The following is a 21,846-nucleotide window of genomic DNA, read 5'->3' as shown; positions in this document are numbered from 1 at the left end:
GCGTGGCACTCGTATTAGCCCCGCGCAATTGTTCTACTCCGCGTTGAGGCGGAACCCTATTCATTATGGAACCTATTAGTCGTCAGTCACTAGAAAATTACGCGGAGCGGCACCGGGCCGACTTCGACCTGCACGAGCCCCGGCCCGAGCTGTGGGCTGCTCTCGAAAAGCAGCTGCACGGCGAAGCCAGCGCTGAGGCGGTGTCGCCGCGCATGAGTGTATTTGTAAACCAGGTCGTCGAGCCGCAGCTGGCGCAACAGCCGGCGCCGGTGCCCGCATTGCCATCCTTTAAGGCCGAGCGTTGGCAGCGCTATGGCCTTGCGGCGGCCCTGGCGGCGCTCATAATTGCGGCAGGCGCTGGTGAAGCCTGGAAAACCAAGCATAGCCCGGCGGTAGCCAGCCAGCACACCGAAGCTACCAGCAGTGCTACCGATGCCGCCCTATACCTGGGCCCCGATGCCAGTGTGCTGGCCGCCAGCCAGGGTGGCGCCGACGTAGATGCCCGCCTTGACACGGCTGTGCATGGCATGGAGCGCTACTACATTGCGCAGCTTACCGACCGCCAAACGCAGCTTAGCCAGCTTGCGCCGTCTGCGACGGCCGAGTGGACGCGCGAGCTTATTGGCCTCGATTCGAGCTATCAGCAGCTGAAGCGTGAGCTGCCCCGTCATCCGCAGCCCGAAGTAGTGCTGACGGCAATGAATCGCAATCTGCAAATCAGGCTCGATATTCTGGACCGGCAGCTGCAGCTGCACGGCAGCGACCAGGCCGACCTGGCTGGCGGCAGTGCTTCCGCCAATGGCGAGTATGTGCTGGCCGATAGCCGGGGAATAGCCGACAATGTAATGCGCCGGAATGACCACTAAGCGTAATTTTCAGCTGGCCGGACTGGGGCTGCTAGTGGTTGGGCTATGCAGGCCCGTGCTGGGCCAGACTGTCCCCGAGCGGCCTGCTGACCGGACACAGATAACGTACTATATAGCACCCGCTGCCGGCGGAGGGCAGGAGGCCCCGGCCGCGCAGCTCAGCCCGGTGCAGGAAGAAAAAACGCCTCCTATTGAGCAGCGGCGGCGTATCAGCCGCAGCTTTCGGGTAGTGAAGGCGGGGCAGGCTTTTTCGCTCGATACCCGGTACGGACACGTGCGCATAAGTAGCTGGGACAAGCCGGAAATGAAGGTTGAAGCCGAGCTGGTAGCTCGCGCCGAAACAGCTGTGGCGGCCGACCAGCTGCTCGATGGCCTGAGTGTGCAGTGGCTCGAGTACGATGCCCGCACGGGTGGGGTAGCCGTCAGCTCGCAGTTTGGCCCGGCCCTGAAGGGTAAATGCAGCGGGGGCGGCTGCCGCTATGAGGTAAACTATACTGTGTGGCTGCCTGGCACTACCGCTCTGTGCGTAACCACCAGCTTTGCCGATGTGGCAGTAGCCAGCGATTGGCAGGGCCCGGCGAAGCTCTCCGTAAACTACGGCACGCTGCGCACCGGCCGCTTGGCCGGCACCGGCACCGTGGTGCATATTGCCAACGGCGACGCAACGTTGCCCTATGCCCGCCAGGCCAGCTTTGAAGCCGACTACGCCCGCCTGCGCCTGGAAGCCGGTGAGCAGATTGAGCTGCGCACTAATTATTCAGACGTAGATATGGGCACGGTGCACGACCTGACGGTGCACAGCAAGTACGGCGATGTGGCGTTGGGTACCGTGCGCACTTTGCGGGGCTCATCGGGCTATTCACACTTTAGCGTAGGGAAGCTCAGCGAAGGCCTCGATATGGCCGTGCGCTACTGCCCCGATTTTGAAGTGCGCGACATGGGAGCCAACTTTCGCCAGATAACTCTCGATGGCGGCTATAGCACCATCCGGCTGGGGTTTGCCGAGGCTACCCCCAGCTTTCGCTTCGACGTGAGCACCGAGCAGGGCCAGCTGCTGGTCGATAAAAAGCAGGTGCGCGTGCTTTCCTCGGGCGAGACGAGCCAGGGCATTGCCGATGTGCTGGGGGTGTACGGCGGCCGGGTGCCGGCACCCGGTGCCGGCAATGTGAATATCAAGGTGCGCTACGGCACGGTGCGATTTAGCAAATAAAAGCCAGGTAGAAGGAAAGCGCCGGGCTGTCGGGCCGCTTCCCGCTTAGCTTTGTGAGGTACTGAAACTTCTTTCGTTGCTACTGCTCGGGCTGGTCGCCGGCACGGTGCGGGCGCAAACAACCGCTGCCGTGGTCCCTTCCTCTACGCTCAAAGCCTACGCACTACGCCTGAAGCCCGGCGCCGACCTGCGCCAGCAGCTTACGGCTTTTGTAGCTGCTCATCACCTTGAGGCCGTTGCCGTACTTACCTGCGTCGGCAGCCTTGCCGAAGTGAGCCTGCGCCTGGCCAACCAGGAAAATGCCACGCACTACCGCGGGCATTTTGAGATTGTCTCGTTGGTAGGTACGCTGTCGGCCGCAGCGGGCGGGCACCTGCACCTGGCCGTTGCCGATAGCACGGGCCGTACGCTGGGTGGCCATTTGCTTGATGGCTGCCGCATTTATACCACCGCCGAAATCGTGCTGGGCGCGCTCCCGGAGCTACAGTTTGGGCGCGAAACTGACCCCACGTTTGGCTACAAGGAGCTGGTGGTTAAGAAAGCCCCGCCCCGGCGCGTCAAAAAGCCCTAGCTTCGCGGCGCTGGCTGCGTCTGTTTCGGCCGGTGCCTTGTGGTTATGACTTCTTCTCCCATTTCAGTGGCCGACCCTGCGGCGGCGTTTCGCCGCCAGGTGCTTAGCCCCGCCCGGCTGCGGCTGTTTATGCTGCGCAAGCTGCCGATGGCCTGGCTAGCCGGCCTGCGGCTGCTGGCCCTTACGCCGGAGGCGGCTACTGTTTCTATTCGGTATAAGTACCTCACCCAAAATCCTTTTCGGAGCATCTACTTTGCCTGCCTGGCAATGGCGGCCGAGCTGGCTTCGGGTATTCAGGCTATGATGCAGGTGCAGAGCGGCGGGCCGGTATCGATGCTGGTGGTAGGCCTCACGGCCGAGTTCAGCAAAAAAGCCGTGGGTACCATTGCTTTCACCTGTGCCGACGGCGCGGCTATTGCGCAGGCGGTGGCCGAAAGCCGCGCCACCGGCGAGGGTCGCAGCGTTGTCGCCACCAGCACCGGCCGCGACGAAGCCGGCGACGTGGTAGCGGTCTTTCGCGTCACCTGGTCGTTTCGGGCAAAGAAGGGCAGCCCTGGCAAAAGCTACTAATTTTTTTGCTGGCTTACTGCCGGGCTTCCGCCAGGTTCTCTTTGGTAAGCACATCCACCATGCCGTCTTCGCTCACTACTACCACGAGGCAGGGGTAGGGCGAGCTATCGACGTAGCGCACGGCCGAATTGTAGCGCGCCCCGCGTGTGCTGGTACCGTGGCCGCTGGCTTTCCCGTCGAGAATAACGCCGATAGAATAGCAATAGCCTTCGGGGTCGAGTAGTACGGCCCCGTCGATAGCCGTAATGAGCTGGGTGATGAGCGGCGTAAGCGGTACCGGCTCGATAAGCGTGCATTGCAGCTTAAGGCGGTCGGCCTCGGCCAGCGCTTCGGTAGTGATGACGAGCAGCGTACCCTTTGGCTGGCGGCTGGCTTCGAGCACTACCTGCCAGAGGTGCTCTACCTTATCGGGCCGCGTAATGCTGAAGGTGCGCTTGAGGTCGCGCCGAAAGCGGTTGAGGTTGAGGCGGGGCCGGGGCAGGGTAGGCAGGCCGTAGCGCGAGCGCAGCAGTATCTGCCCGGCGTGGGCAAACTCCCAGGCGTAGTGCGTGACGAAGTGAATCTCGAACAAGTCTTCGCGGCTGGGGTCGTAGTGGCCCACCTGGCGGCCCAGGGCATATACTTTTTCGCCATCGGCCAGCAGGTGCACATCGTGGCTGGCCATTTCGAGCAGCTTGCGTACGGCCCGGTAATCGCTCAGCTCGGTAGGGCAGGTGAGGGCAAAAACCTCCTCCACGTTGGGATGGCCGCGCCGCGCCAGCAGCAGGCGGCCTACGCCTTCGCCACCTTCATAGCGCAGGCTGGATATAGTATTAAGGGTATAGAACAGCCGGGCCACGCCGGGGTCGGCGCCCATGGCATGGGCCGGCGTATCGAGCAGGCTTTTGCCGGCGGCGCGCAGTAACTCCTCGCTTTCGCGGGGCCGAAACAGAAAGCCCGCCCCTGGTTCAGGCTCATTCAGCCACTTCACACATTCCTCGTTGAAGCGAAACATGGCCCCCACCAACAGCGAGTTGGCCAAGGGCCGGCCGTCGGTGTAATAGCGGTCGGGTTGCAGCGAAGGATACGAGCGCAGCGGTTTGCGCTTAACTCTTAATATAGTAAAAACGTAATATTCATCGAGTCGTACCGGCCAGCCGGTAAAGTGCTGGTAGGTGGCCTGGTCGTTGAGTTCATCCAGAATCTGCTGCACTACGGCCCGGATGCTGCGGTTTTCGTAGCGCATGCGCAGCATGGCCGGGCTCATGGTTTCCTCGGTGGGCATGGCAATGTGCACCCGGCCGGCAGCGTGCCTGGCCAGGCCCTGTGCTACGGCTCCGGCAAAGGCCTCGGTGGGCAGGCCCGCTTCGGCTGGCTCCTGGCAGATGGGCAGGTGGCCCGCCGCATCGTGGGGTAGCCCCAGCACGATAACGTAGGGGTGCAGGTCGTCGTCGAGGGCATCAAACAGCGCCTGGGCAGTGGCCTGGGCCACCTGGCGGTAGCGTTGCTGATGCGGCCAGATGCAGCCGCTTGAAACAGGAAGAGCGAGGGTGGGGAGCATGAGTAGAAGGGGCCTATAGCTGGAAAATAACCGGCAAGGTCATCTTTTGCTTTATCGGCTTGCCCTGGTAAGTAGCCGGCTCCCACTTCGGCGCGGCTTTGATGAGGCGCACGGCTTCTTCATCGAGGCCCGAGCCGTGCTTCTGAATCACGCGCACGTCGGTGAGCGAGCCGTCGGGCTGCACGGTAAACTCGACGGGCACTTTGGCCTGAATGTGCCGCTTACGGGCCAGGTCGGGGTATTTCTGGTTGGCCGCAATCCAGGAGAAGAACGCCGCGTTGCCACCCACCGGCTGGGCCGACTTCTCGGGCCGGATGATGGCCGCGCCATTGGCGGCCGTACCCACTACCGAGCTGGTACCGGGCGCGGCCGCTACTGCGCCGGGCGGCAGCGGACGCCCCGGCGCGGGGCTGCCGGCGGCCGGAATTTCGACGGCCTCGCCCGAGCCGGGTGCCAGCACAAAGCTCACCGGTACCGTAACATGCTGGCGCACTGTCTGGCCGTGGTTGTGGGCCGGCGTCCACTTAGGAGCAGCTTTAATAACCCGGATGGCTTCGGCATCGAGCAGCGGGGCCACGGGCTGCACCACTTTTACCTCGTCTACGGTACCGTTTCGCTCTACCACGAAGCTCACCTGCACGGTGCCTTCCTGCTTGGCCTGCAAGGCCGCCGTTGGGTATTTCTGGTGGCTCTGCAGGTACTCAGCATAGGCAGCGGGGCCGCCCTTGGGCACGGCCGGCTGCTCCACAGCCTCGTAAATGCGTTTGGGGTCGTCCTGCGTGTACGTAAGCTTGGCAGGTTTTTGAGCCAAGGCCGGCGTAACAGCGGCCAGGGCCAGCAGCAGAGGGTAGAAGCGGAGATTAAACATGGATTAAAAATGAAGTAATCGGCCAACAATAACCAGGGCTGGCAGGTAAAGAGGGCAGCCCGCCTCCCCGACAGCATTTTTGGGCCGGGGAGTTGCTCCGACAAAGAACGTACTGCCACGGTGGCGGCAGTGTTTTTTGTTGAAATTACGGCTAATCAAGCTTCAGTTCTTCTACATGTACATTCGGCAAAATCTTCACCCGCTTTTTGTGTGGCGGCAGTATGGCTGGCAGCCGCTGCTCATCTTTGCCAGCTACGACGCATTTATCTGCCTGCTCTATGGGCCGCTAGACGTTCATTGGCTCGATATACCGTGGCAGCCGGTAGCGCTGCTGGGTACGGCCGTAGCCTTTTACATCGGCTTTAAAAGCAACGGCTCGTATGCGCGCTTTTGGGAAGGCCGGCAGATGTGGGGTGCTATTGTAAACACCTCCCGCGCGTGGGCGCTGCGGGTGTTCGACTTTGTGCAGCAAGTGCCGGGCGGCGATGCGCTGCCCGCCGCCGAGCTGGCCGAGCTGCACCGCCGGCTGCTGTACCGGCAGCTGGCCTGGTGCAATGCCCTGCGCCTGCACCTGCGCCGCCAAACGGCCGAGCGCTGGGACGCCGAAGTAGCCCCTTTTTTGTCTGACCCCGCCGACCGCGCCCTCGCCACCACCGCCAACCCGCCCACGCACCTGCTGCGCCACCAGAGCAAAGAGGTGCTGGAGCTGCAGCAGCGGGGCCTGCTCACCGAGTTCCGCCACGTAGCCCTGATGGGTACTATTCAGGAGTTGCTGAACGCGCAGGGAGCCTGCGAGCGTATCAAGAATACGCCTTTCCCGCGCCAGTACGCCTTCTTCAGCTACGTCTTTGTCTGGATTTTTGGCCTGCTGCTGCCCTGGGCCTGGTCGAAGAGTTTGATAGCCGCGTGGCGCTGGGCCCGTTTCACGTCTGGCTGATGGTGCCCTTTGCGGCGGCCGTCAGCTGGGTATTCAATACGATTGAGCTGGTCGGCCACAACAGCGAAAATCCCTTTGATAATAAGGTAAACGACGTGCCGATGTCGGCCATCTGCCGCAGCATCGAAATAGACCTGCGCGAGCTGCTGGGCGAAACCGAGCTGCCCCGCCAGTGCAGCCCGTGGAGGGCGTGCTTTATTAGAAAACCTGAGCAGGACGGAAAATAAAAGCGCTGCCTCTGCGTCAGGCTAAGCAGGCGCACTTTGCCTCCTGCTATCCCGTACCTTTGCGGCTCGTACTTATCCTTAGGTGATGTATAGATACCCCGGCCGATTTCTGCGTTTGGCCGCTTCGTGCTGTTGATGCAAATGATGCTAACCCGGCCCGAGCGCCGCCAGGTGCTGTGGCAGCGAACCCTGGACGAAGCCGTGGATATTGGCACCGATTCCGTGTTTATTGTAGGGCTGGTATCAACCTTTATCGGAGCGGTTACCTGCGTGCAGATTGCCTATAACATGGTCAATCCGCTTATTCCCATGAGCACAGTGGGCTTTATGGTGCGCGAGATGACTATTCTGGAGCTGGCTCCTACCATTATCTCGGTGGTGCTGGCCGGTAAGGTCGGGTCGGCCATTGCGGGCGGGCTGGGCACCATGCGCATTACCGAGCAGATTTCGGCCATCGACGCGATGGGCATCAACTCGGCCTCCTACCTGGTGCTACCGCGCATTCTGGCCTCGCTTTTCGTGTTTCCGCTGCTTGTTATTCTAGCCATGAACCTGAGTATTCTGGGCGGCTACGTGGCTACTCAGGTATCGGGCACCATGCCCGGAGCCGATTATATCGAGGGCCTGCGCTACGCGTTCAAGCCCTACACTGTCCTGTTTGCGCTCATCAAGTCAGTTGTGTTTGCCTTCCTCGTGTCGGCCATCTCGTCATACAAGGGCTACACGCTCAAGGGCGGCGCGCTCGAAGTAGGCAAAGCCAGTACGGCGGCCGTGACCAACTCCATTATTTCCATTTTGCTGGCTGATTACGCGCTGGCCTCTATCCTGCTTTAGCGCCTGCCAGGTACGAGTATCGTAGTCAGCAATAGGCTGAGTGCGTAGCTGCCGCAGTACTATTACAGGATGCGGAATGGATAAGCAGCAGGTTCGCGCTTTTTTTAGTTGGTAATGTTGCCGATAACGTTTGCGTAGATTAAGGCGCACCTTTTCCTCATCAAACGCTCATTTCCTGAGGCTTAGCGGCTAGGTTTGTGTAAGCCGGTCCCACTGCCGGGGCTTGCCGAAGCCCACCAAAAAAGCTTCAGGTTATGAAAAACCTGCTTTACCTGCTCTTACTACTAGCTCCTGTTGCCCTGCGTGCTCAGGCGTTAACTATCCTGGAATCAGCGGGCTGGCTCGAGTCGGCGTATGTGAAGTGGCAGCCAGTTGCGAATGCGCAGAGCTACAACGTGTACTACAGCGGCGAAGGCGTTGTAAACCAGAAGCTGGACAACCAGCTCATCCGAAACTATGGCTCCTTTTACCGCGCTGATGCGCTGGGCCTGAAGGCCGGAACGTATACGCTCAAAGTTGTGCCCGTAACCTCGGGGCCGAAGGGACCGCCACAGTGACCAGCTCGCTATCGGTGCAGGCCCATGACCGTACCGGGTTTGCCTTCAGCGGGGGCGGGGTGCCGGGCGCCTACAATGCCGACGGCACCGTCAAAAGCAATGCGGTGATACTCTACATCACGCAAAACACCAAGAATACCATTTCCCTCAATGTGGCAGGGGCGACTATTAACCCGTGCGTGGGGTTGCAGACAATTCTGGAGGGCTTCAAGAAAGGCAAGGACACGCGCCCGCTGATAGTGCGTATGGTGGGGCAGATTACCGACCCCAGCTACCTGCAGGCCGGCGATATCGTTATCGAGAACAACAATTTTGCCTCCGGGTATATTACCCTAGAAGGAGTTGGCAACGATGCAACGGCCGATGGCTGGGGAATTCGGATGAAAGGCGCGTCCAATATCGAGATACGCAACATCGGCGTGATGAACTGCAACAGTGACGAGGGAGATAGTATTGGCCTTCAGCAGGATAACGACCATATCTGGGTGCATAATGTCGATTTCTTTTACGGCGATGCGGGCAGCGACCCCGACCAGATTAAGGGCGATGGCGCGCTGGATACCAAAAAGTCGACCTACATCACGTTTTCCTATAACCATTTCTGGGACACGGGTAAGTCTAACCTGCTGGGTCTGAGCGAAGGAACCACGCAAGGGCTATACATTACCTATCACCACAACTGGTATGACCATTCGGACTCCCGCCATCCCCGGGTTCGTTTTTATTCGGCTCACGTTTACAATAACTATTACGATGGCAATGCGAAATACGGGGCCGGCTCGACAATGGGCTCTTCTGTATTTATGGAAAACAATTACTTCCGCAATTGCCACTATCCAATGCTGACCTCCATGCAGGGCACGGATGTGTACAATCCCCTTACGCAAGTAAATGACTATAAAAATATGCCAATCTTCTCCAACGAAGATGGCGGTACCATCAAGGCATTCAACAACTACATGGTGGGGCAGCAGCGCTTTGTGCCTTATGGCGCCGCTGGCTATCCCAACTCTACGGTTGACTTTGATGCGTACGTGGTAGCTACCCGAGCAGAAACGGTTCCAAGCTCCATTGTATCGGTGTATGGCAAAAACACCTACAACAACTTTGATACAAACGCCTCCATTATGTATGCCTACACGCCCGACAGCCCCGATGCGGCCAAGGCAAAGGTGATGCAGAACGCAGGGCGCATCAATGGCGGCGATTTCCAGTGGACTTTCAACAACGCGGTCGATGATGCCTCCTCGGCAGTAAATGGCCCGCTGAAAACCGCGCTTACAAACTACAAGACCGGTCTGGTTTCGGTTCAGGGCGACGGAACCTCGACAACCGGGGGAGGTGGTACCGGCACGGGTACGGGCTCTACCGCTGCCGGTATGGTGCACAATTTTACCCTGGCCGGCACTACCAGCTCGTTTTACACCATCACCGGCAATCTGTCAACTTCGGGAGGAACGGTAACTTATAACGGCCTGACCTTGACGCAGTCGCTGAAGCTGGAGTCGGCAACGACTATCTCCTTTACGACAACGGATGTCGCCACATTTACGCTGGTATTCAATGATACATTCAGCGGAACTATTAAGGTAGACGGCACCAGCCAGACGGTAAGCGCCGGTAGACTAACCATGACGCTCTCGGTTGGGCCTCATCAAATCACCAAGGGCTCCACCGCAAACCTGTACTACATGAGCACTGTCTATACCGGGGCAGGCCCGCTGGCAACGCTAGGCGCGGAAGAACTACAAGTGCTTAGTGTTTACCCAAATCCGGCGGCAGATGAAGTGCTGGTGGGCTGGAAGAGCAAGCGAGAGTTTTCGCTATATACCATCACGGGCAGCCTGCTGAAAACCGGCATTACCAACCAGCCTTTTAGTCTGAAAGGCGTTAAGCCAGGCGTGTATTTGATTCTGATTCGAGACGAAGAAGGAAATCTACGCACGAGCCATTTGCTCAAGCAATAGCTGTATCTTCTGCTTTGCCGCGACACTTGCCCGGAAACCGTGGTTTCCGGGCAAGTGTCGCGGCAAAGTCGTGTAGTAGCTGTTTCAGGTGTTGGAAAGACAGGTGTACTATTCACGGCTATCGGTCAGTAGCTCAGAAGCTCAATAAAGGCTGGCGTGGCACGAGCAGCCGTTGGTGCAGGAGCGGCTGCTCATGGCACGCCGGCTTAACCACGTTCCTTCCCCGTCGTACTTTCGGGCAGCCATGCCGTTTGCCCTGCCCCGCGTGTCGCGCCGCGACCTTTCGTATTTCTTCTTCAGCCAGCACTTCTCCGATGGGCTACGCACGACGCTGGCTATTTTGCTGCCGGCAGTGCTGGGGCGCAGTGGGGGCAGTTTGCGGCCGGTATTACCATCTCGACCGGGGCCGTGTGCTTGAGCGTAACCGACACACCGGGCCCGCTGCTGCACCGCCGCAATGGCCTGCTGGCTACGCTGGTACTGGTATTTTTGGGTACCTTACTTACGAGCTGGCTGGCACCGCACCGCTTCTGGCTGGGCCTGGCCATCTGTGGGCTGAGCTTTGGGCTGACTATGCTGCTGGTGTGGGGCGCCCGGGCGGGCTCGGTAGGCTCGGCTACGCTGCTGGGCATGGTGCTCACGCTGGCGCACGCACCGGTGGGGTGGCGCGCCATTGTTTTCCACTCGGTGCTGCTGGCCCTGGGTGGCGGCTGGTACCTGCTGCTGGCGCTGCTGCAAGGCCGGGTGCAGCCCTACCGGGCGGCGCAGCAGGCGCTGGGGGAGTGCCTGCACGCCGTGGCCGATTTCCTCTCGATTAAAGCGTCGTTTTACGGGGCCGCTACCGACCTCGACGAGGCGTATCGCCGCCTCGTCGCCCAGCAGGTGGTAGTGAATGAAAAGCAGGAGGCCGTTCGCGACCTCATTTTTCGCTCGCGCCAGATTGTGAGCGAAAGCACCAGCGCCGGCCGTCGCCTGGTGCTCACCTTTACCGAGACGGTTGACTTATATGAGCACATTACGGCGGGCTACTACGACTATGCTGCCCTGCGCACGGCCTTCGGCAGCACGGGCGTGCTGGCCGATATCCAGGGAGTAATCGGCCGCCTGGCCACCGACCTCGACTACCTGGGTAGTGCCATTCTGGTAAATCGCGCCTATGGCAGCCCGGCCCCGACCGCCTGCCCGAGCTCACGCGCCTGCAAGCCCGCATCAATGCCCTGCCTGGTGCCGAAGCCGCGCCGGGCCAGCGGACGCTGGCGCTGAAAAAGATACTGGTAAACCTGCGCGACCTAAGCCAGCGCGTGAGCAGCATCCGGCGCTACTTCGACGAAGCCCAGGCGGCTATCACCGCTCCCGACCCGCGGCGCGTGGCCAGCCACGGGCAGTTTGTGGCCCGGCAGGAGCTGGAGTGGAGCGCCTTTCCGGAAAACCTGACCATGAGCTCATCGGTGTTCCGGCACGCCGTCCGCATGACGGTGGCCTGCGCCGTGGCTTATACCGTGGCCGAGTTTCTGTGGCACGGCCAGCACAACTACTGGATTCTGATGACGGTAACGTTTATGCTCAAGCCAGCCTTCAGCCTCACCCGCGAGCGTAATATCCAGCGTATCACCGGCACGCTGGGGGCGGGGCGCTGGGCGTACTCATTATGTGGGCAGTGCCCAATGGGGACGTACGCTTTGGGCTGCTGCTCGTGTTTATGGTTATCGCGTACTCTTTTCAGCGCACTAAATATCTGGTAACTGTAATATTTCTGACGGCTTATCTGCTTATCATGTTCAGCTTTCTGGGGCTGGGCTATTTGGGCGTGATTGCGGAGCGCCTGACCGATACTGCTATGGGCTGCGCCATTGCGCTGGCTGTGGGTTACCTGCTGTTTCCGCGCTGGGAGGCCGACCAGCTGCCCGACCTGCTTGCCGCTACGCTGCGCGCCAACCTGGCCTACCTGCGCCAGCTGGCCGACCGCCTGGCCGGCCGCGAGGTGCCGCCTACTACTTATCGTTTGCTGCGCAAAGACGTGTACGTGGCCTCTGCCAACCTGGCGGCCGCCTTCCAGCGCATGCTTTCCGAGCCGCGCCGTACGCGCCGCCACCCTACCGAAGTGCACGAGTTTGTGGTGCTTAACCATATTTTGTCGGCCAATATCTCAGCCCTTACCACCACCTGGCAAGATGCCAGCACCCCCAACCCGCCCGTGCCGCCCGAAAGCCGCCGGGTGCTTACCAGCGCCCAGGCCGCCCTTAGCAAAAGCCTGAAAAGCCTGGCCGGCCCTGCTGCCATTGCGCCCGAGTCTACGGCCGTGCCGACAGTGGCGCTGCAAAATGACGTGCGTGCCGATGCCAGTGCCGAAGCCGCCCAGCCCGACCGCACTCTGGCCGAGCAGCTGGCTTTTTTGCAAAAGGTAAGCAGTGACCTGAGCCGCGTCACCGAAGCCCTGGTGGCTTGAAGTGTCTGTCTGCCAACAAAAAACCGTCTGGCTCAGGTAGCGTGGGCCAGACGGTTTGCGTAAAAAATCAAAGCGGACTATTTGCTGCCCGAGCCGCCGGCTTTTTTGCCGCCGCCGTCGTGCTTGTTTACCGTGGCCCAGGCGCGGGCTTCGGCTTCCTTGTCGTCAACGCCTCTTTTTTCGTAGCCTTCCTCGATGTGCTCGGCCTGGCGCTTTTGCTTGTCGGTGTATTTCGACTTATCTCCCTGGGGCATGGTCGTAGAATGTAAAAGGTGATGGAAAAGCCTGGCCGCGTGGGGCCGACGTGCCTTTTATACGCCGGGCTGACCGGCCGCGTTAAAGTCGAGTTTAACCGGCCGGGCCGGGTAGTCGTACTATCTTCGGCCGATTCTCTTGTTCTTAGCTCATGCGTCACGTTGCCGATATTCCGTTTCCCCAGGTTAAAATCACGCTGCTGGCCTGGAACGGCAAATACCTGCTCAAGCTGGAGCAAGGCCCCCTGGAGCAAACCTACAAAGTGAGCGAGCTCGACCTCACCGGCATTGCCCCCCCGACGTAGAAATCCGGCAGCTGCTCGACGATGAGTTTCTGGCCGCCGCCGTAGCCCGGTTTCAGCACATGCAGCAGGATATGCGCGCCGCCTTTGCCCGCCACGACGAGCGCTAGGGCTTTTCTTAATATTAAAATTTATTTATGTATAATTTCCGCTTCCTGCTGCTAATGGCTTGCTTACTGGGCACTGCCCCGGCCTGGGCCCAGCTCTACGAAGTGCGGCAGGGCCAGCTGCCCTACGCCGGCCGCTCGCAGTCCAGTATCAATGTAGTAGTAGATGGCTCGGTAGACGAAACCCGCGATTTCTTTCAGTATTTTATGAAAGACGCGTACCGCATCTCATTTAAAAGCGGCCTGGCGGGTTTGCTGGGCAAGAAAACGGCTATCGCGGCCAAGCAGGTAGCCGGCACGGCCATTTCGAGCCGGCCCGTCGATTTGTACGCAGCCCTCACGGCCCTTACCGACTCAACTACCGAAGTGGCGCTTTTTGGGGGCTTTGGCGAAAAAACATTTTTCTCGCCCGACCTGACTGCTGTCGAGTTTACGCATCTGCAGGATATGCTCGAAAAATACGCGCCCGCCGCCCGCACCAATGCCTACCGCCAGCAGGTGGCAGCGGCCGAGGCGAAAGTAGCGGCCGTAGACAAGGAAAAGGACAAGCTGAACCGCGCTATCGAATCGACGCGTAGCAACACCGCCGCCAATCTCAAGCGCATCGACGAGCTGCTGCGCCAGAATAAGTCCAACGCCCTGCTGCTGCGCCAGGATAGTGTGCAGCTCATCAGTAATGGCCAGCTGCGCGAAGCTAGTAGTCAGGTTTTGGAGCGTCGGCGCTCCCGGCTGTCGGCTATCGACCACAAATAAATTTTCTGCATTTTTGTACTCGCTATGAGCCCGTCCGATGCCAACTCGTCTCTTGCCGCCCTGCGGCAGCTCAAGGAAATGCTCGATGCCGGTACCATTACCGCGGCGGAGTTCGAAACGCTGAAGCGGCAGATTATTTTCGGCATCGAACCGGCGCTGCCAATGGCTACGCCGCTCGGTACCGATGGGCCGCCCACCCCAGCGGTGTCCGAAGCATCCATTCGTGAGTATGAGACCGTTGCGCCGCCCGCCCCCCTGCCCGCTGCCATTTCGACAGAGGCCGTACCAGCGGTGCCGCCGGTAGCTGCGCCCGATTGGCTGGCTTCGGCCGCGCCCAGCCTGCTCTCGTTTGAAGAGCGGCCGCTTCCGCCGGCCGAAGAGCGGCGCAATCCGCTCAACCTGGTCTTTATTGTGGGTGGGGTGCTGGTGCTGCTGGGCATCGTGCTGTACTTGTTTATCGACCGCCCCTCCAACCCCGACGAGCACCTAACCAGCACCAGCCAAACGGCCGCCGACTCTACCGTGACAGCTCCCGAAGTTGGTCCTCAAGCCGAACAGCTGACTCTGCCGCCCGCCGCCGCGCCCGAAACCATCCGGGTAGCACCCGCCGCCCGCCCGGTAGCCGCGCCGGCCACCAGCCAGCTCCGGGCCGATTCGGCAAAGCCTGTTACAGCACCGGTTAAAGCAGCAGCTGTACCTAGCCAGCCCGTGCCTATCGATTCAGCGGCTACTAAAAACCCTTAGCGGTGTATCAGGCTAGTAGTCGGCGGGTAGTGGCGGTCGCCAGCCTTGGTGCCTGCGGGGTGCTAAGCAGCTGCCTGAACATTCTGCGACCTGTTCATAAATTTTCGGTCGAGGCCGCTGGGCCGGCGCCCAACTATGCCGATACCACACACTGGGCCGCCCTGCCCTGCCACCGCACGGCCGCGCAGCAGCGTTTGCCAGGCCTGCCGCGTCCTGCCTTTACGCCAGCCGACACGGTAGCCGATGTCTTCTACGTGCACCCGACCACCTATTTCTGGCGGCTGGGCTACTGGAATGCCCCGCTGCGGCTGCATCGCCTGCGCCGCTTCACTGACCGTACCTGCCTGCGCAATCAGGCCAGCTTATTCTACGATGTTGGTCGGCTCTACGCGCCGCGCTACCGGCAGGCCACCTTATATAGCTTTTTTGCTACAAAGAACCCGTCCAGCCCGCTCGCACTCGACCTGGCGTATGCCGACGTGAAGGCGGCCTTTCAATACTATCTCAAGCACTATAATCACGGCCGTCCGTTCATTATCGCCAGTCACAGCCAGGGCACTATGCACGCCCAGCGCCTGCTACACGAGCTGATTGATGATAACCCTCAGCTGCGTAAGCAGCTGATTGCCGCCTACCTGGTAGGAAGAAAAGTTAAGCCACACGAGTACCAGCACCTGCCGCCCCTGCGCGACTCGCTCCAGACCGGCGGCATCATTGCCTGGAACACTGCCTCGCGCGGCACCGAGTTTGCGCCCTATCGCGGCCTGCTCGTCACCAATCCGCTCACCTGGACGCTCGACTCAGCCGCTGCTCCAGCCAGCATCAACCGGGGCGGTGTGCCGCTCACCTTCAAGCGCATCGACCCGCACGTTACCGGCGCTCAGATTCACCACGGCCTACTCTGGGCCGACCCCACGCACCCGCCTGGCTATCGCCACCTGCACATTCCCGGCGAGAAGGATTTAGCCGCCTCCTACCATATTGTCGATTATAATCTCTTCTACCTCAACGTGCGGGAGAACGCGCGGGCCAGGGTGCGGGCGTGGGTACGGCAGAAGCATTAGCCCTTTCAATCCTGCGCTAAGTCCCACTCAAACATCTTCCGGAATCCGCTAAACCCTAATTCGGGAAAGCGAGCATCCCAGGCATCCAGCATTCTCCAAAAGGCCACTTCATCAAAATTGACAAAGTCGTTCGCTGAGGCCAGCGCAAAATTGTGGAGCGCATAGGCAACCGGGGCTGCATAACGACCAATATTAATGGCCGAAATATCATGAGGTATTTCCATCTGCTTGATTTGTATCAGAAAATTGTATAAAATTTTCCGATAAGCAATTTTGCGTTTCTCATCCATAAGTACAAAAGAAAGCCCGCTGGCGCATTGCCAGCGGGCTTTCTTTTGCTAACACAAATCAGGCTAAAAGCTACGCGCCGATGGCTACGCGCTTGAAGTCCGATACCGTCATGCCTTTCGACTGCTTATCAAGCAGCTGGGCGATGGTCAGCGAGTTGTCTTTTACAAATTCCTGATTCAGCAGGGTGTTCTCCTTGTAGAACTTGTTGAGCTTGCCCTGGGCGATTTTCTCCAGCATAGCCTCGGGCTTGCCTTCAGCACGCGCCTGCTCTTTGCCGATTTCGATTTCGCGCTCTACCGTAGCCGAGTCCACACCGTCTTTGTCAACGGCCACGGGCTTCATGGCTACGATTTGCATGGCTACGTCGCGGCCGATGGCGGCCACGTCGGCGCTGCCTACATTTTTCAGGCCCACAAGTACACCCTTCTTGTTATCCGAGTGGATGTACGAAGCCACTTTCTCGGCAGTAAGGGTAGTATAGGTGAGGTCGAGCTTCTCGCCGATTTTGCCGGTCAGCTCCGTAATGTGCTCCTGCACGGTGCGGCCATCGGCTTCTTTAGCAGCGAGCAGGTCTTCCTTAGTGCCCACGTTCGTTTTCACGGCCGTGTCCAGGATTTGCTGCACCAGGGCACGGAAATCGGCTACTTTGGCTACCGATTCGGTTTCGCAAGCCAGGGCTACCAGCTTGCCGGTAGTGCCGTCGGCGCTCACGTTTACCAGTACCAAGCCTTCCGAAGTGGCGTTGTCGGCGCGCTTGTCGGCGATTTTCTGACCCTGCTTACGCAGGATGTCGCGGGCGGCTTCAAAGTCGCCGTCGGCTTCGGTCAGGGCTTTTTTGCAATCCATCATGCCCGCACCGGTCATGGTGCGAAGCTTGTTTACGTCTGCGGCGGTGATAGCGGCCATAGTTGTAGCGCGGACTTTTAGTCCGCGAATGGTGGTGAAGTAGGGAGGTTAATTCAGCTGTTCGCGGACTGAAAGTCCGCGCTACATAGAAAAAGGGAACTGCCAAGCACTTGCCTCGACCGTTCCCTCTTTCGTCAAGCTTAGAAAAGCGGCTTAGGCTTCGTTGTCAGCTTCGGTTTTCTCCGCAATGGCAGCCTCATCGGCTTCTTTGCGGTCAGCATCTTCTTTGTCAACTTTGCGCTCCGACAGGCCATCTTCGATAGCTTTGCCGATTACATTGATAATCAATTGAATTGACTTCGATGCATCGTCGTTGGCCGGAATCGGGAACTGAACGAGGTCGGGGTTGGAGTTGGTATCGCAGATAGCAAAAACCGGGATACCCAATTTCTGGGCTTCTTTCACGGCAATGTGCTCGCGCTTCACGTCTACCACAAAAAGGGCAGCGGGCAGGCGGCTTAGCTCCGAGATACCACCCATTACGCGCTCCAGCTTCTCGCGCTCACGCGTCATCATGAGCTTCTCGCGCTTGGCAAGGGCCGCGTAGGCAGTATTCTCTTTCACCATCTTGTCGATGGTGCTCATTTTCTTCAGCGACTTGCGGATGGTGGCGAAGTTCGTCAGCATCCCGCCCAGCCAGCGGTCCGTCACGAAAGGCATCTTGAGGCGGGTAGCCTCCGTCTGCACAATCTCCTGGGCCTGCTTTTTGGTGGCTACGAACATGATTTTACGGCCGCTTTTCGCGATGTTGCGAATAGCATTGGCGGCGTAATCGAGCGAAGCCAGGGTCTTGTTGAGGTCGATAATATGGATGCCGTTCTTCTCCATGAAGATGTACGGCGCCATTTTCGGGTCCCACTTGCGCGTAAGGTGGCCAAAGTGGGCACCCGCGTCAAGCAGCTCTTTATAGGTGGTGGACTGAGCCATGATAGTCTGCTTCGAATATTAGCGTTTAGAGAACTGGAACGAGCGGCGCGCTTTGCGCTTGCCGAACTTCTTCCGCTCGACCATGCGGGGGTCGCGGGTCATAAAGCCTTCTTTTTTCAAAGCCGGCCGAACTTCCTCGTTGTCGCTTACCAGGGCTTTCGTGATGGCGAGGCGGATAGCCTCAGCCTGGCCGGCGATACCGCCGCCGCTCACGTTCACCTTGATGTCGTACTGGCCCACCTGCTCGAGGGTAGCCAGCGGCTGGTTCACTATGTTCTCCAACAGCTCGTTGGCGAAGTAGGACTTCATGTCCCGGTTATTGATAGTGATATTCCCTTGCCCGGCCTGCATGTAGATGCGGGCCACCGAGGTTTTTCTTCTACCAGAGGTGTTAGTAGCTGCCATTAAATTAATGTGAGAAATAAAAGAATGTGGAGATGTGAAAATGTGGCAGATGTGAAGAATAGATAATTAGTGTATTGACTAACTAACGCATTCTCACATTTTCACATCAGGCACATTTCTCACATTTAAAAAGATTTACAGATTCTTCAGCTCGTATACTTGCGGCTGTTGCGCCTCGTGCGGATGCTCGGTGCCAGCGTATACGTAGAGGTTGCGGAATTGCTCGGCACCGAGGCGGTTGCCTTGCAGCATGCCTTTAACGGCGTGCTCGATGGCTTTGCGCGAATCGCGGTTCATCTGCTCGCGCAGGGTGCGCTGCTTCTGGCCGCCGGGGTAGCCCGAGTGCGAAATATAGACTTTCTCAGTCAGTTTCTTGCCCGTTACGCGCAGCTTGTCCGAGTTGATAACAATTACGTTATCGCCGCAGTCGGAGTTGGGGGTGAACGAAGGCTTGTGCTTGCCACGCAGGATGTTGGCAATTTGGCTGCACACGCGGCCCAGCGGGGCCACGCTGGCGTCTACGATAACCCAGTTTTTCTGGGCGTTGGCCTTGTTGACGTGGGTCGTCTTGAAGCTCAGGTGGTCCATGGGGATGGTAAAAAATTACCGGCTAAACAATTGACAATAAACCCCAACCCGTTCGGGGCTGGGGAAAAACGGACACAAAGGTACCATTTTTTTGGTACACTACCAAATGCCAGTCAGGTAAAAGCCTGAATTAGCGGTACTGCTGCAAGGTTTCGACCAGCACCCGGAAATCCTTCGGATAGGGCGCCTCAATCCGGATGGTCTCGCCATCCAGCCCGGTAAAGCCGAGTTCTTTGGCGTGGAGCGCAAAGCGCTTGATAAAGGGCTGCTCCGTTTCGCCCTCTTTAAGATTAAACTTCTTCTTGAGCGTGGAAAGGAAAAAGTCTTCGCCGCCGTAGAGGTGGTCGCCCACGATAGGCGTCTGCACATACGCCAGGTGCAGCCGAATCTGGTGCATGCGGCCCGTCACGGGCTCGCACTGCACCAGGGCGTGGCGGGCATACGTTTCGAGGGTGGTAAACCGCGTTTCAGCGGGCTTGCCCTTGAAGGCCAGGCGGGCCTTGCCGCTCTTGGTGGTTTCGATATTACGCTCTACCACAAACTTTTCCAAAGGCGGCGCGCCCCAGGTTACGGCATGGTAAATCTTGCTTACCTCGCGGTTTTCAAACTGCATCGAGATATGGCGATAGGCCTCCGGGTTTTTGGCCAGCACCAGCGCCCCGCTGGTATCGCGGTCGAGGCGATGGCCTACCTGGGCATCGGCAGCATACTCGCGGGCGAGGCGAAGCAGACTGGCCGCCACACCAATGCGCTCGTCAAGGGTAGAGAGAAAAGGGGCTTGTTGACGACGATATAATCGTCGTTCTCAAACAGAATCAGGTCTTTGAACTTGGGTGGCTTCATGCGAAGCGCAAAGGTACGTCTGCCAGTAAGTCCGGCTCGCCGCGTCTGGGTTAAGCTACTTCAGCGCTTTGGGCCGCGCCAGCTTGAATTCCATCGTGGTGCCTTCATTCAGCACGCTTTTAATGTGAATGGTAGACTTGTGCGCCTCCACTATATGCTTGCTGATGGCCAGGCCCAGGCCCGAGCCGCCCGCCGAGCGCGAACGACTTTTGTCTATCCGGTAAAAGCGCTCGAAGATGCGGGCCTGGTGTTCGGGGGCAATACCGGCCCCGTCGTCACGCACCGCAATGCGTACGCCGTTGCGGCCAGGCGTGAGCGCTACTACTACGTGGCCATTACCTTCCCGGCCATATTTTATGGCATTGTCAATCAAGTTGATAAGTACCTGGCGGATGCGGTTGCGGTCAGCCACAACGGGAAGTTCCTCGGCCGCCAGGTGCGGCGGAAACAGCTCCAGCGTGGTACCGCGCCGCTGGGCCTGCTGCTCCAGCAGCTCAAACAGCTCCTGCACCAGCCCAACGAGGTCGAAACGCTGCCGCCGCATGCGAATGACGCCTTTTTCCAGCTGCGAAATCGTGACCAGGTCCTGCACCAAGGCATCGAGCGCGTCGAGGCTGGCGGCGGCCCGCTGCAAAAACTTGCGCCGCGTGGCTGGGTCCATGCCCTGGTCCGGGTTTTCTTCTTCCTCATCCAGGATGGTATGCACAAAGCCCTGCGCCGCAAAAAGCGGGGTTTTCAGCTCGTGCGATACATCGGCCAGAAACTCCCGGCGCAGGGCTTGCAGGCGCATCAGCTCATCGAGCTCCTGCTGGCGGCGCTCGGCCATCTCCACTATTTCGTCGCCAATGCGCCGCAGAGGCTCGGGGCGAAATAAAAACTTGTTGCTGAGGCGCTTAAACTCTTTCCGCTTGATGTGCTCCAGCCGGGAGTAGATGCCGTTAATTTCCTGAAAAATCAGGGCCTCAAAAGATAGGTAAATCAATAAGAAGCAAGCTGCCACTGTGATGCCCGCCGCCAGAAATGCCTGATGCGTAGGCAGAGCAGGTGCCAGGTAAGCAAACGTAGTAAGTACCCCCGCTACCAGCAGCGCAATCAGAACGGCGATGGTGCGGGAAGAAAGGTTCATTTAACAGGGTATCCCAGATAGTTTTCCAGTTGGAAGATAGCGTCCAACGGGTATATGGTCACGGTTACTTGTTAAATGAAAATTAGTCTGCATTGAACTTATAGCCCACGCCCTTAATGGTCTGGATGTGGTGGTCGCCCACTTTTTCACGCACTTTGCGCACGTGCACATCCACGGTGCGGGCCAGCACAAATACGTCGTTGCCCCAGATATTCTGCAGCAGCTCATCGCGGCTGAATACCTTGTGCGGCGAGGCCGCCAGGAAGGCCAGCAGCTCAAACTCCTTTTTGGGCAGCGTGATTTTACGCCCGTCCTGATACACCGCAAAGGCTGTGCGGTCGATGCGCAGGCCGTTGATGTCGATGGCCTCCACCCCGGCATGGGGGTCCTGGTCGCGGCGCACAATGGCCGCCAGCCGGCTGAGCAGCGCTCGCGGTTTGATGGGCTTCGCCAGAAAGTCGTCGGCACCGGCCTCAAAGGCCGCAACTTCGGAAAATTCCTCCGCCCGGGCGGTTAAAAATAGAATATATATATCTTTGAACTTTTTTTGCTCGCGCAGCATCCGGCAGGCGGCGATGCCATCGAGGTGCGGCATCATGACATCGAGTAGAATGATATCGGGGTTAAACTCCTGCGCTATGGCCAGGGCCTGGCGGCCGTCGCCGGCCGAAGCCGTGAGATACCCTTCCTTTTTAAGGTTGAATTCCAGCAACTCGACGATGTCTGGGTCATCGTCGACAACCAGAATCCGGTAGGCAGCAGACTTTGTTTGCGTTAACCGTTGGGGGCGGGCGTGGCCACGGCGGGAAGGCGAAAGGGGTAAGGACTTTCGCGTCACAAAATTACCTGCTCCGGCGCGGCAGCCGTGTTACGTTTGTGTGACGCCGATAGTAGGGACAGCAAAAGCCAGGAAACAGGCAAATAATAGTCTGCCTGCTCATCA

At 59.0% G+C, this 21,846-nt stretch carries 26 protein-coding genes and 1 pseudogene; 16 read left to right on the top strand and 11 right to left on the bottom strand.

The window, feature by feature from the left end; translation table 11 throughout:
* Window positions 1-65 precede the first annotated feature (65 nt).
* The 4 genes from GKZ67_RS15295 (at window position 66) to GKZ67_RS15280 (ending at window position 3,217) form a co-directional block, all read left to right on the top strand.
* Window positions 66-866 carry a hypothetical protein gene (locus GKZ67_RS15295; protein WP_173243942.1) on the top strand — a complete coding sequence of 267 codons (801 nt, stop codon included), beginning with the start codon at window positions 66-68 and terminating at the stop codon, window positions 864-866.
* A complete protein-coding gene (locus tag GKZ67_RS15290) occupies window positions 856-2,076 on the top strand; it encodes a hypothetical protein (RefSeq protein ID WP_173243939.1) in 1,221 nt (406 codons plus the stop codon). The genes GKZ67_RS15295 and GKZ67_RS15290 overlap by 11 nt, the downstream gene beginning before the upstream one ends.
* Before the next feature lie 76 nt (window positions 2,077-2,152).
* On the top strand, window positions 2,153-2,647 hold the full coding sequence (locus tag GKZ67_RS15285; RefSeq protein WP_254244866.1) for a PPC domain-containing DNA-binding protein: 495 nt from the start codon (window positions 2,153-2,155) through the stop codon (window positions 2,645-2,647).
* A 45-nt stretch (window positions 2,648-2,692) separates the two neighbouring features.
* Window positions 2,693-3,217 (top strand): PaaI family thioesterase, encoded by a 525-nt coding sequence (locus tag GKZ67_RS15280; protein WP_254244865.1) that lies wholly within the window; start codon window positions 2,693-2,695, stop codon window positions 3,215-3,217.
* A 13-nt stretch (window positions 3,218-3,230) separates the two neighbouring features.
* Here GKZ67_RS15280 and GKZ67_RS15275 read toward each other — a convergent pair whose 3' ends face one another.
* A complete protein-coding gene (locus GKZ67_RS15275; RefSeq protein ID WP_173243936.1) occupies window positions 3,231-4,757 on the bottom strand; it encodes a diadenylate cyclase in 1,527 nt (508 codons plus the stop codon).
* 13 nt (window positions 4,758-4,770) lie between these two features.
* Complete coding sequence (locus tag GKZ67_RS15270; protein WP_173243933.1) at window positions 4,771-5,625, bottom strand: energy transducer TonB; 855 nt, start codon at window positions 5,623-5,625, stop codon at window positions 4,771-4,773.
* Between the two features lie 175 nt (window positions 5,626-5,800).
* Between GKZ67_RS15270 and GKZ67_RS15265 the strand changes: the two genes are divergently transcribed.
* The 8 genes and pseudogenes from GKZ67_RS15265 (at window position 5,801) to GKZ67_RS15230 (ending at window position 12,593) form a co-directional block, all read left to right on the top strand.
* Window positions 5,801-6,562 (top strand): bestrophin family protein, encoded by a 762-nt coding sequence (locus tag GKZ67_RS15265; protein WP_173243930.1) that lies wholly within the window; start codon window positions 5,801-5,803, stop codon window positions 6,560-6,562.
* Window positions 6,562-6,789, top strand: coding sequence for a bestrophin family ion channel (locus GKZ67_RS15260; protein WP_173243927.1), 228 nt, complete (start codon window positions 6,562-6,564; stop codon window positions 6,787-6,789). Before GKZ67_RS15265 ends, GKZ67_RS15260 begins: the two co-directional genes overlap by 1 nt.
* Window positions 6,790-6,924: 135 nt before the next feature.
* Window positions 6,925-7,623 carry an MlaE family ABC transporter permease gene (locus tag GKZ67_RS15255; protein WP_173246874.1) on the top strand — a complete coding sequence of 233 codons (699 nt, stop codon included), beginning with the start codon at window positions 6,925-6,927 and terminating at the stop codon, window positions 7,621-7,623.
* A gap of 254 nt (window positions 7,624-7,877) precedes the next feature.
* Window positions 7,878-8,180, top strand: a complete 303-nt coding sequence (locus tag GKZ67_RS22675) for a hypothetical protein (protein ID WP_217278604.1) — start codon at window positions 7,878-7,880, stop codon at window positions 8,178-8,180.
* On the top strand, window positions 8,177-10,147 hold the full coding sequence (locus tag GKZ67_RS15250) for a T9SS type A sorting domain-containing protein (RefSeq protein ID WP_217278603.1): 1,971 nt from the start codon (window positions 8,177-8,179) through the stop codon (window positions 10,145-10,147). The genes GKZ67_RS22675 and GKZ67_RS15250 overlap by 4 nt, the downstream gene beginning before the upstream one ends.
* A gap of 193 nt (window positions 10,148-10,340) precedes the next feature.
* Entirely contained in the window at window positions 10,341-10,565 is a 225-nt protein-coding gene (locus GKZ67_RS15245) for a hypothetical protein (RefSeq protein WP_173243924.1), read from the top strand.
* Window positions 10,556-11,410: an FUSC family membrane protein gene (locus tag GKZ67_RS15240; protein WP_173243921.1), complete on the top strand. Its 855-nt coding sequence runs from the start codon at window positions 10,556-10,558 to the stop codon at window positions 11,408-11,410. The genes GKZ67_RS15245 and GKZ67_RS15240 overlap by 10 nt, the downstream gene beginning before the upstream one ends.
* A 173-nt stretch (window positions 11,411-11,583) precedes the next feature.
* Window positions 11,584-12,593 (top strand): annotated as a pseudogene (locus tag GKZ67_RS15230) (FUSC family protein).
* A gap of 77 nt (window positions 12,594-12,670) precedes the next feature.
* Here the strand turns inward: GKZ67_RS15230 and GKZ67_RS15225 are convergent.
* Complete coding sequence (locus GKZ67_RS15225) at window positions 12,671-12,847, bottom strand: hypothetical protein (RefSeq protein ID WP_173243912.1); 177 nt, start codon at window positions 12,845-12,847, stop codon at window positions 12,671-12,673.
* Window positions 12,848-12,999: 152 nt separating this feature from the next.
* Here GKZ67_RS15225 and GKZ67_RS24700 point away from each other — a divergent pair, with 152 nt between their 5' ends.
* From GKZ67_RS24700 to GKZ67_RS15205, 4 genes are all read left to right on the top strand, one after another.
* Window positions 13,000-13,152: a hypothetical protein gene (locus GKZ67_RS24700; protein ID WP_317172155.1), complete on the top strand. Its 153-nt coding sequence runs from the start codon at window positions 13,000-13,002 to the stop codon at window positions 13,150-13,152.
* Window positions 13,153-13,313: 161 nt separating this feature from the next.
* Entirely contained in the window at window positions 13,314-14,009 is a 696-nt protein-coding gene (locus tag GKZ67_RS15215) for a hypothetical protein (protein ID WP_173243909.1), read from the top strand.
* Between the two features lie 24 nt (window positions 14,010-14,033).
* Window positions 14,034-14,753, top strand: a complete 720-nt coding sequence (locus GKZ67_RS15210) for an SHOCT domain-containing protein (protein WP_173243906.1) — start codon at window positions 14,034-14,036, stop codon at window positions 14,751-14,753.
* 2 nt (window positions 14,754-14,755) lie between these two features.
* Window positions 14,756-15,817: a DUF3089 domain-containing protein gene (locus GKZ67_RS15205; RefSeq protein ID WP_173243903.1), complete on the top strand. Its 1,062-nt coding sequence runs from the start codon at window positions 14,756-14,758 to the stop codon at window positions 15,815-15,817.
* A 5-nt stretch (window positions 15,818-15,822) separates the two neighbouring features.
* Here GKZ67_RS15205 and GKZ67_RS15200 read toward each other — a convergent pair whose 3' ends face one another.
* The 8 genes from GKZ67_RS15200 to GKZ67_RS15165 form a co-directional block, all read right to left on the bottom strand.
* Window positions 15,823-16,107 carry a hypothetical protein gene (locus GKZ67_RS15200; protein ID WP_173243900.1) on the bottom strand — a complete coding sequence of 95 codons (285 nt, stop codon included), beginning with the start codon at window positions 16,105-16,107 and terminating at the stop codon, window positions 15,823-15,825.
* A 70-nt stretch (window positions 16,108-16,177) separates the two neighbouring features.
* Window positions 16,178-17,014, bottom strand: coding sequence for a translation elongation factor Ts (gene tsf, locus GKZ67_RS15195; protein WP_173243897.1), 837 nt, complete (start codon window positions 17,012-17,014; stop codon window positions 16,178-16,180).
* A gap of 153 nt (window positions 17,015-17,167) precedes the next feature.
* The gene (gene rpsB, locus GKZ67_RS15190; RefSeq protein WP_173243894.1) at window positions 17,168-17,941 is read right to left on the bottom strand and encodes a 30S ribosomal protein S2; all 774 of its coding nucleotides are present in this window, start codon (window positions 17,939-17,941) and stop codon (window positions 17,168-17,170) included.
* Window positions 17,942-17,959: 18 nt separating this feature from the next.
* Window positions 17,960-18,346 (bottom strand): 30S ribosomal protein S9, encoded by a 387-nt coding sequence (gene rpsI / locus GKZ67_RS15185; protein WP_151085981.1) that lies wholly within the window; start codon window positions 18,344-18,346, stop codon window positions 17,960-17,962.
* Between the two features lie 135 nt (window positions 18,347-18,481).
* A complete protein-coding gene (rplM, locus tag GKZ67_RS15180; RefSeq protein WP_173243890.1) occupies window positions 18,482-18,934 on the bottom strand; it encodes a 50S ribosomal protein L13 in 453 nt (150 codons plus the stop codon).
* Window positions 18,935-19,064: 130 nt separating this feature from the next.
* Window positions 19,065-19,676 (bottom strand): RluA family pseudouridine synthase, encoded by a 612-nt coding sequence (locus GKZ67_RS15175; protein WP_317172154.1) that lies wholly within the window; start codon window positions 19,674-19,676, stop codon window positions 19,065-19,067.
* 156 nt (window positions 19,677-19,832) lie between these two features.
* Window positions 19,833-20,903: a sensor histidine kinase gene (locus GKZ67_RS15170; RefSeq protein WP_173243887.1), complete on the bottom strand. Its 1,071-nt coding sequence runs from the start codon at window positions 20,901-20,903 to the stop codon at window positions 19,833-19,835.
* A gap of 82 nt (window positions 20,904-20,985) precedes the next feature.
* The gene (locus GKZ67_RS15165) at window positions 20,986-21,651 is read right to left on the bottom strand and encodes a response regulator transcription factor (protein ID WP_254245260.1); all 666 of its coding nucleotides are present in this window, start codon (window positions 21,649-21,651) and stop codon (window positions 20,986-20,988) included.
* Window positions 21,652-21,846 lie beyond the last annotated feature (195 nt).

It is taken from the genome of Hymenobacter sp. BRD67, from assembly GCF_013256425.1.
Classification (GTDB): domain Bacteria; phylum Bacteroidota; class Bacteroidia; order Cytophagales; family Hymenobacteraceae; genus Hymenobacter.
This window is presented reverse-complemented; position numbering and strand designations above follow the sequence as displayed.

Coding starts and splice junctions, on each gene's coding strand:
- GKZ67_RS15295 (WP_173243942.1), top strand. CDS start 66: ATGGAACCTATTAGTCGTCAGTCACTAGAAAATTACGCGGAGCGGCAC.
- GKZ67_RS15290 (WP_173243939.1), top strand. CDS start 856: ATGACCACTAAGCGTAATTTTCAGCTGGCCGGACTGGGGCTGCTAGTG.
- GKZ67_RS15280 (WP_254244865.1), top strand. CDS start 2,693: ATGACTTCTTCTCCCATTTCAGTGGCCGACCCTGCGGCGGCGTTTCGC.
- GKZ67_RS15275 (WP_173243936.1), bottom strand. CDS start 4,757: ATGCTCCCCACCCTCGCTCTTCCTGTTTCAAGCGGCTGCATCTGGCCG.
- GKZ67_RS15270 (WP_173243933.1), bottom strand. CDS start 5,625: ATGTTTAATCTCCGCTTCTACCCTCTGCTGCTGGCCCTGGCCGCTGTT.
- GKZ67_RS15265 (WP_173243930.1), top strand. CDS start 5,801: ATGTACATTCGGCAAAATCTTCACCCGCTTTTTGTGTGGCGGCAGTAT.
- GKZ67_RS15260 (WP_173243927.1), top strand. CDS start 6,562: ATGGTGCCCTTTGCGGCGGCCGTCAGCTGGGTATTCAATACGATTGAG.
- GKZ67_RS15255 (WP_173246874.1), top strand. CDS start 6,925: ATGCAAATGATGCTAACCCGGCCCGAGCGCCGCCAGGTGCTGTGGCAG.
- GKZ67_RS22675 (WP_217278604.1), top strand. CDS start 7,878: ATGAAAAACCTGCTTTACCTGCTCTTACTACTAGCTCCTGTTGCCCTG.
- GKZ67_RS15245 (WP_173243924.1), top strand. CDS start 10,341: ATGGCACGCCGGCTTAACCACGTTCCTTCCCCGTCGTACTTTCGGGCA.
- GKZ67_RS15225 (WP_173243912.1), bottom strand. CDS start 12,847: ATGCCCCAGGGAGATAAGTCGAAATACACCGACAAGCAAAAGCGCCAG.
- GKZ67_RS24700 (WP_317172155.1), top strand. CDS start 13,000: ATGCGTCACGTTGCCGATATTCCGTTTCCCCAGGTTAAAATCACGCTG.
- GKZ67_RS15215 (WP_173243909.1), top strand. CDS start 13,314: ATGGCTTGCTTACTGGGCACTGCCCCGGCCTGGGCCCAGCTCTACGAA.
- GKZ67_RS15210 (WP_173243906.1), top strand. CDS start 14,034: ATGAGCCCGTCCGATGCCAACTCGTCTCTTGCCGCCCTGCGGCAGCTC.
- GKZ67_RS15200 (WP_173243900.1), bottom strand. CDS start 16,107: ATGGATGAGAAACGCAAAATTGCTTATCGGAAAATTTTATACAATTTT.
- tsf (WP_173243897.1), bottom strand. CDS start 17,014: ATGGCCGCTATCACCGCCGCAGACGTAAACAAGCTTCGCACCATGACC.
- rpsB (WP_173243894.1), bottom strand. CDS start 17,941: ATGGCTCAGTCCACCACCTATAAAGAGCTGCTTGACGCGGGTGCCCAC.
- rpsI (WP_151085981.1), bottom strand. CDS start 18,346: ATGGCAGCTACTAACACCTCTGGTAGAAGAAAAACCTCGGTGGCCCGC.
- rplM (WP_173243890.1), bottom strand. CDS start 18,934: ATGGACCACCTGAGCTTCAAGACGACCCACGTCAACAAGGCCAACGCC.
- GKZ67_RS15170 (WP_173243887.1), bottom strand. CDS start 20,903: ATGAACCTTTCTTCCCGCACCATCGCCGTTCTGATTGCGCTGCTGGTA.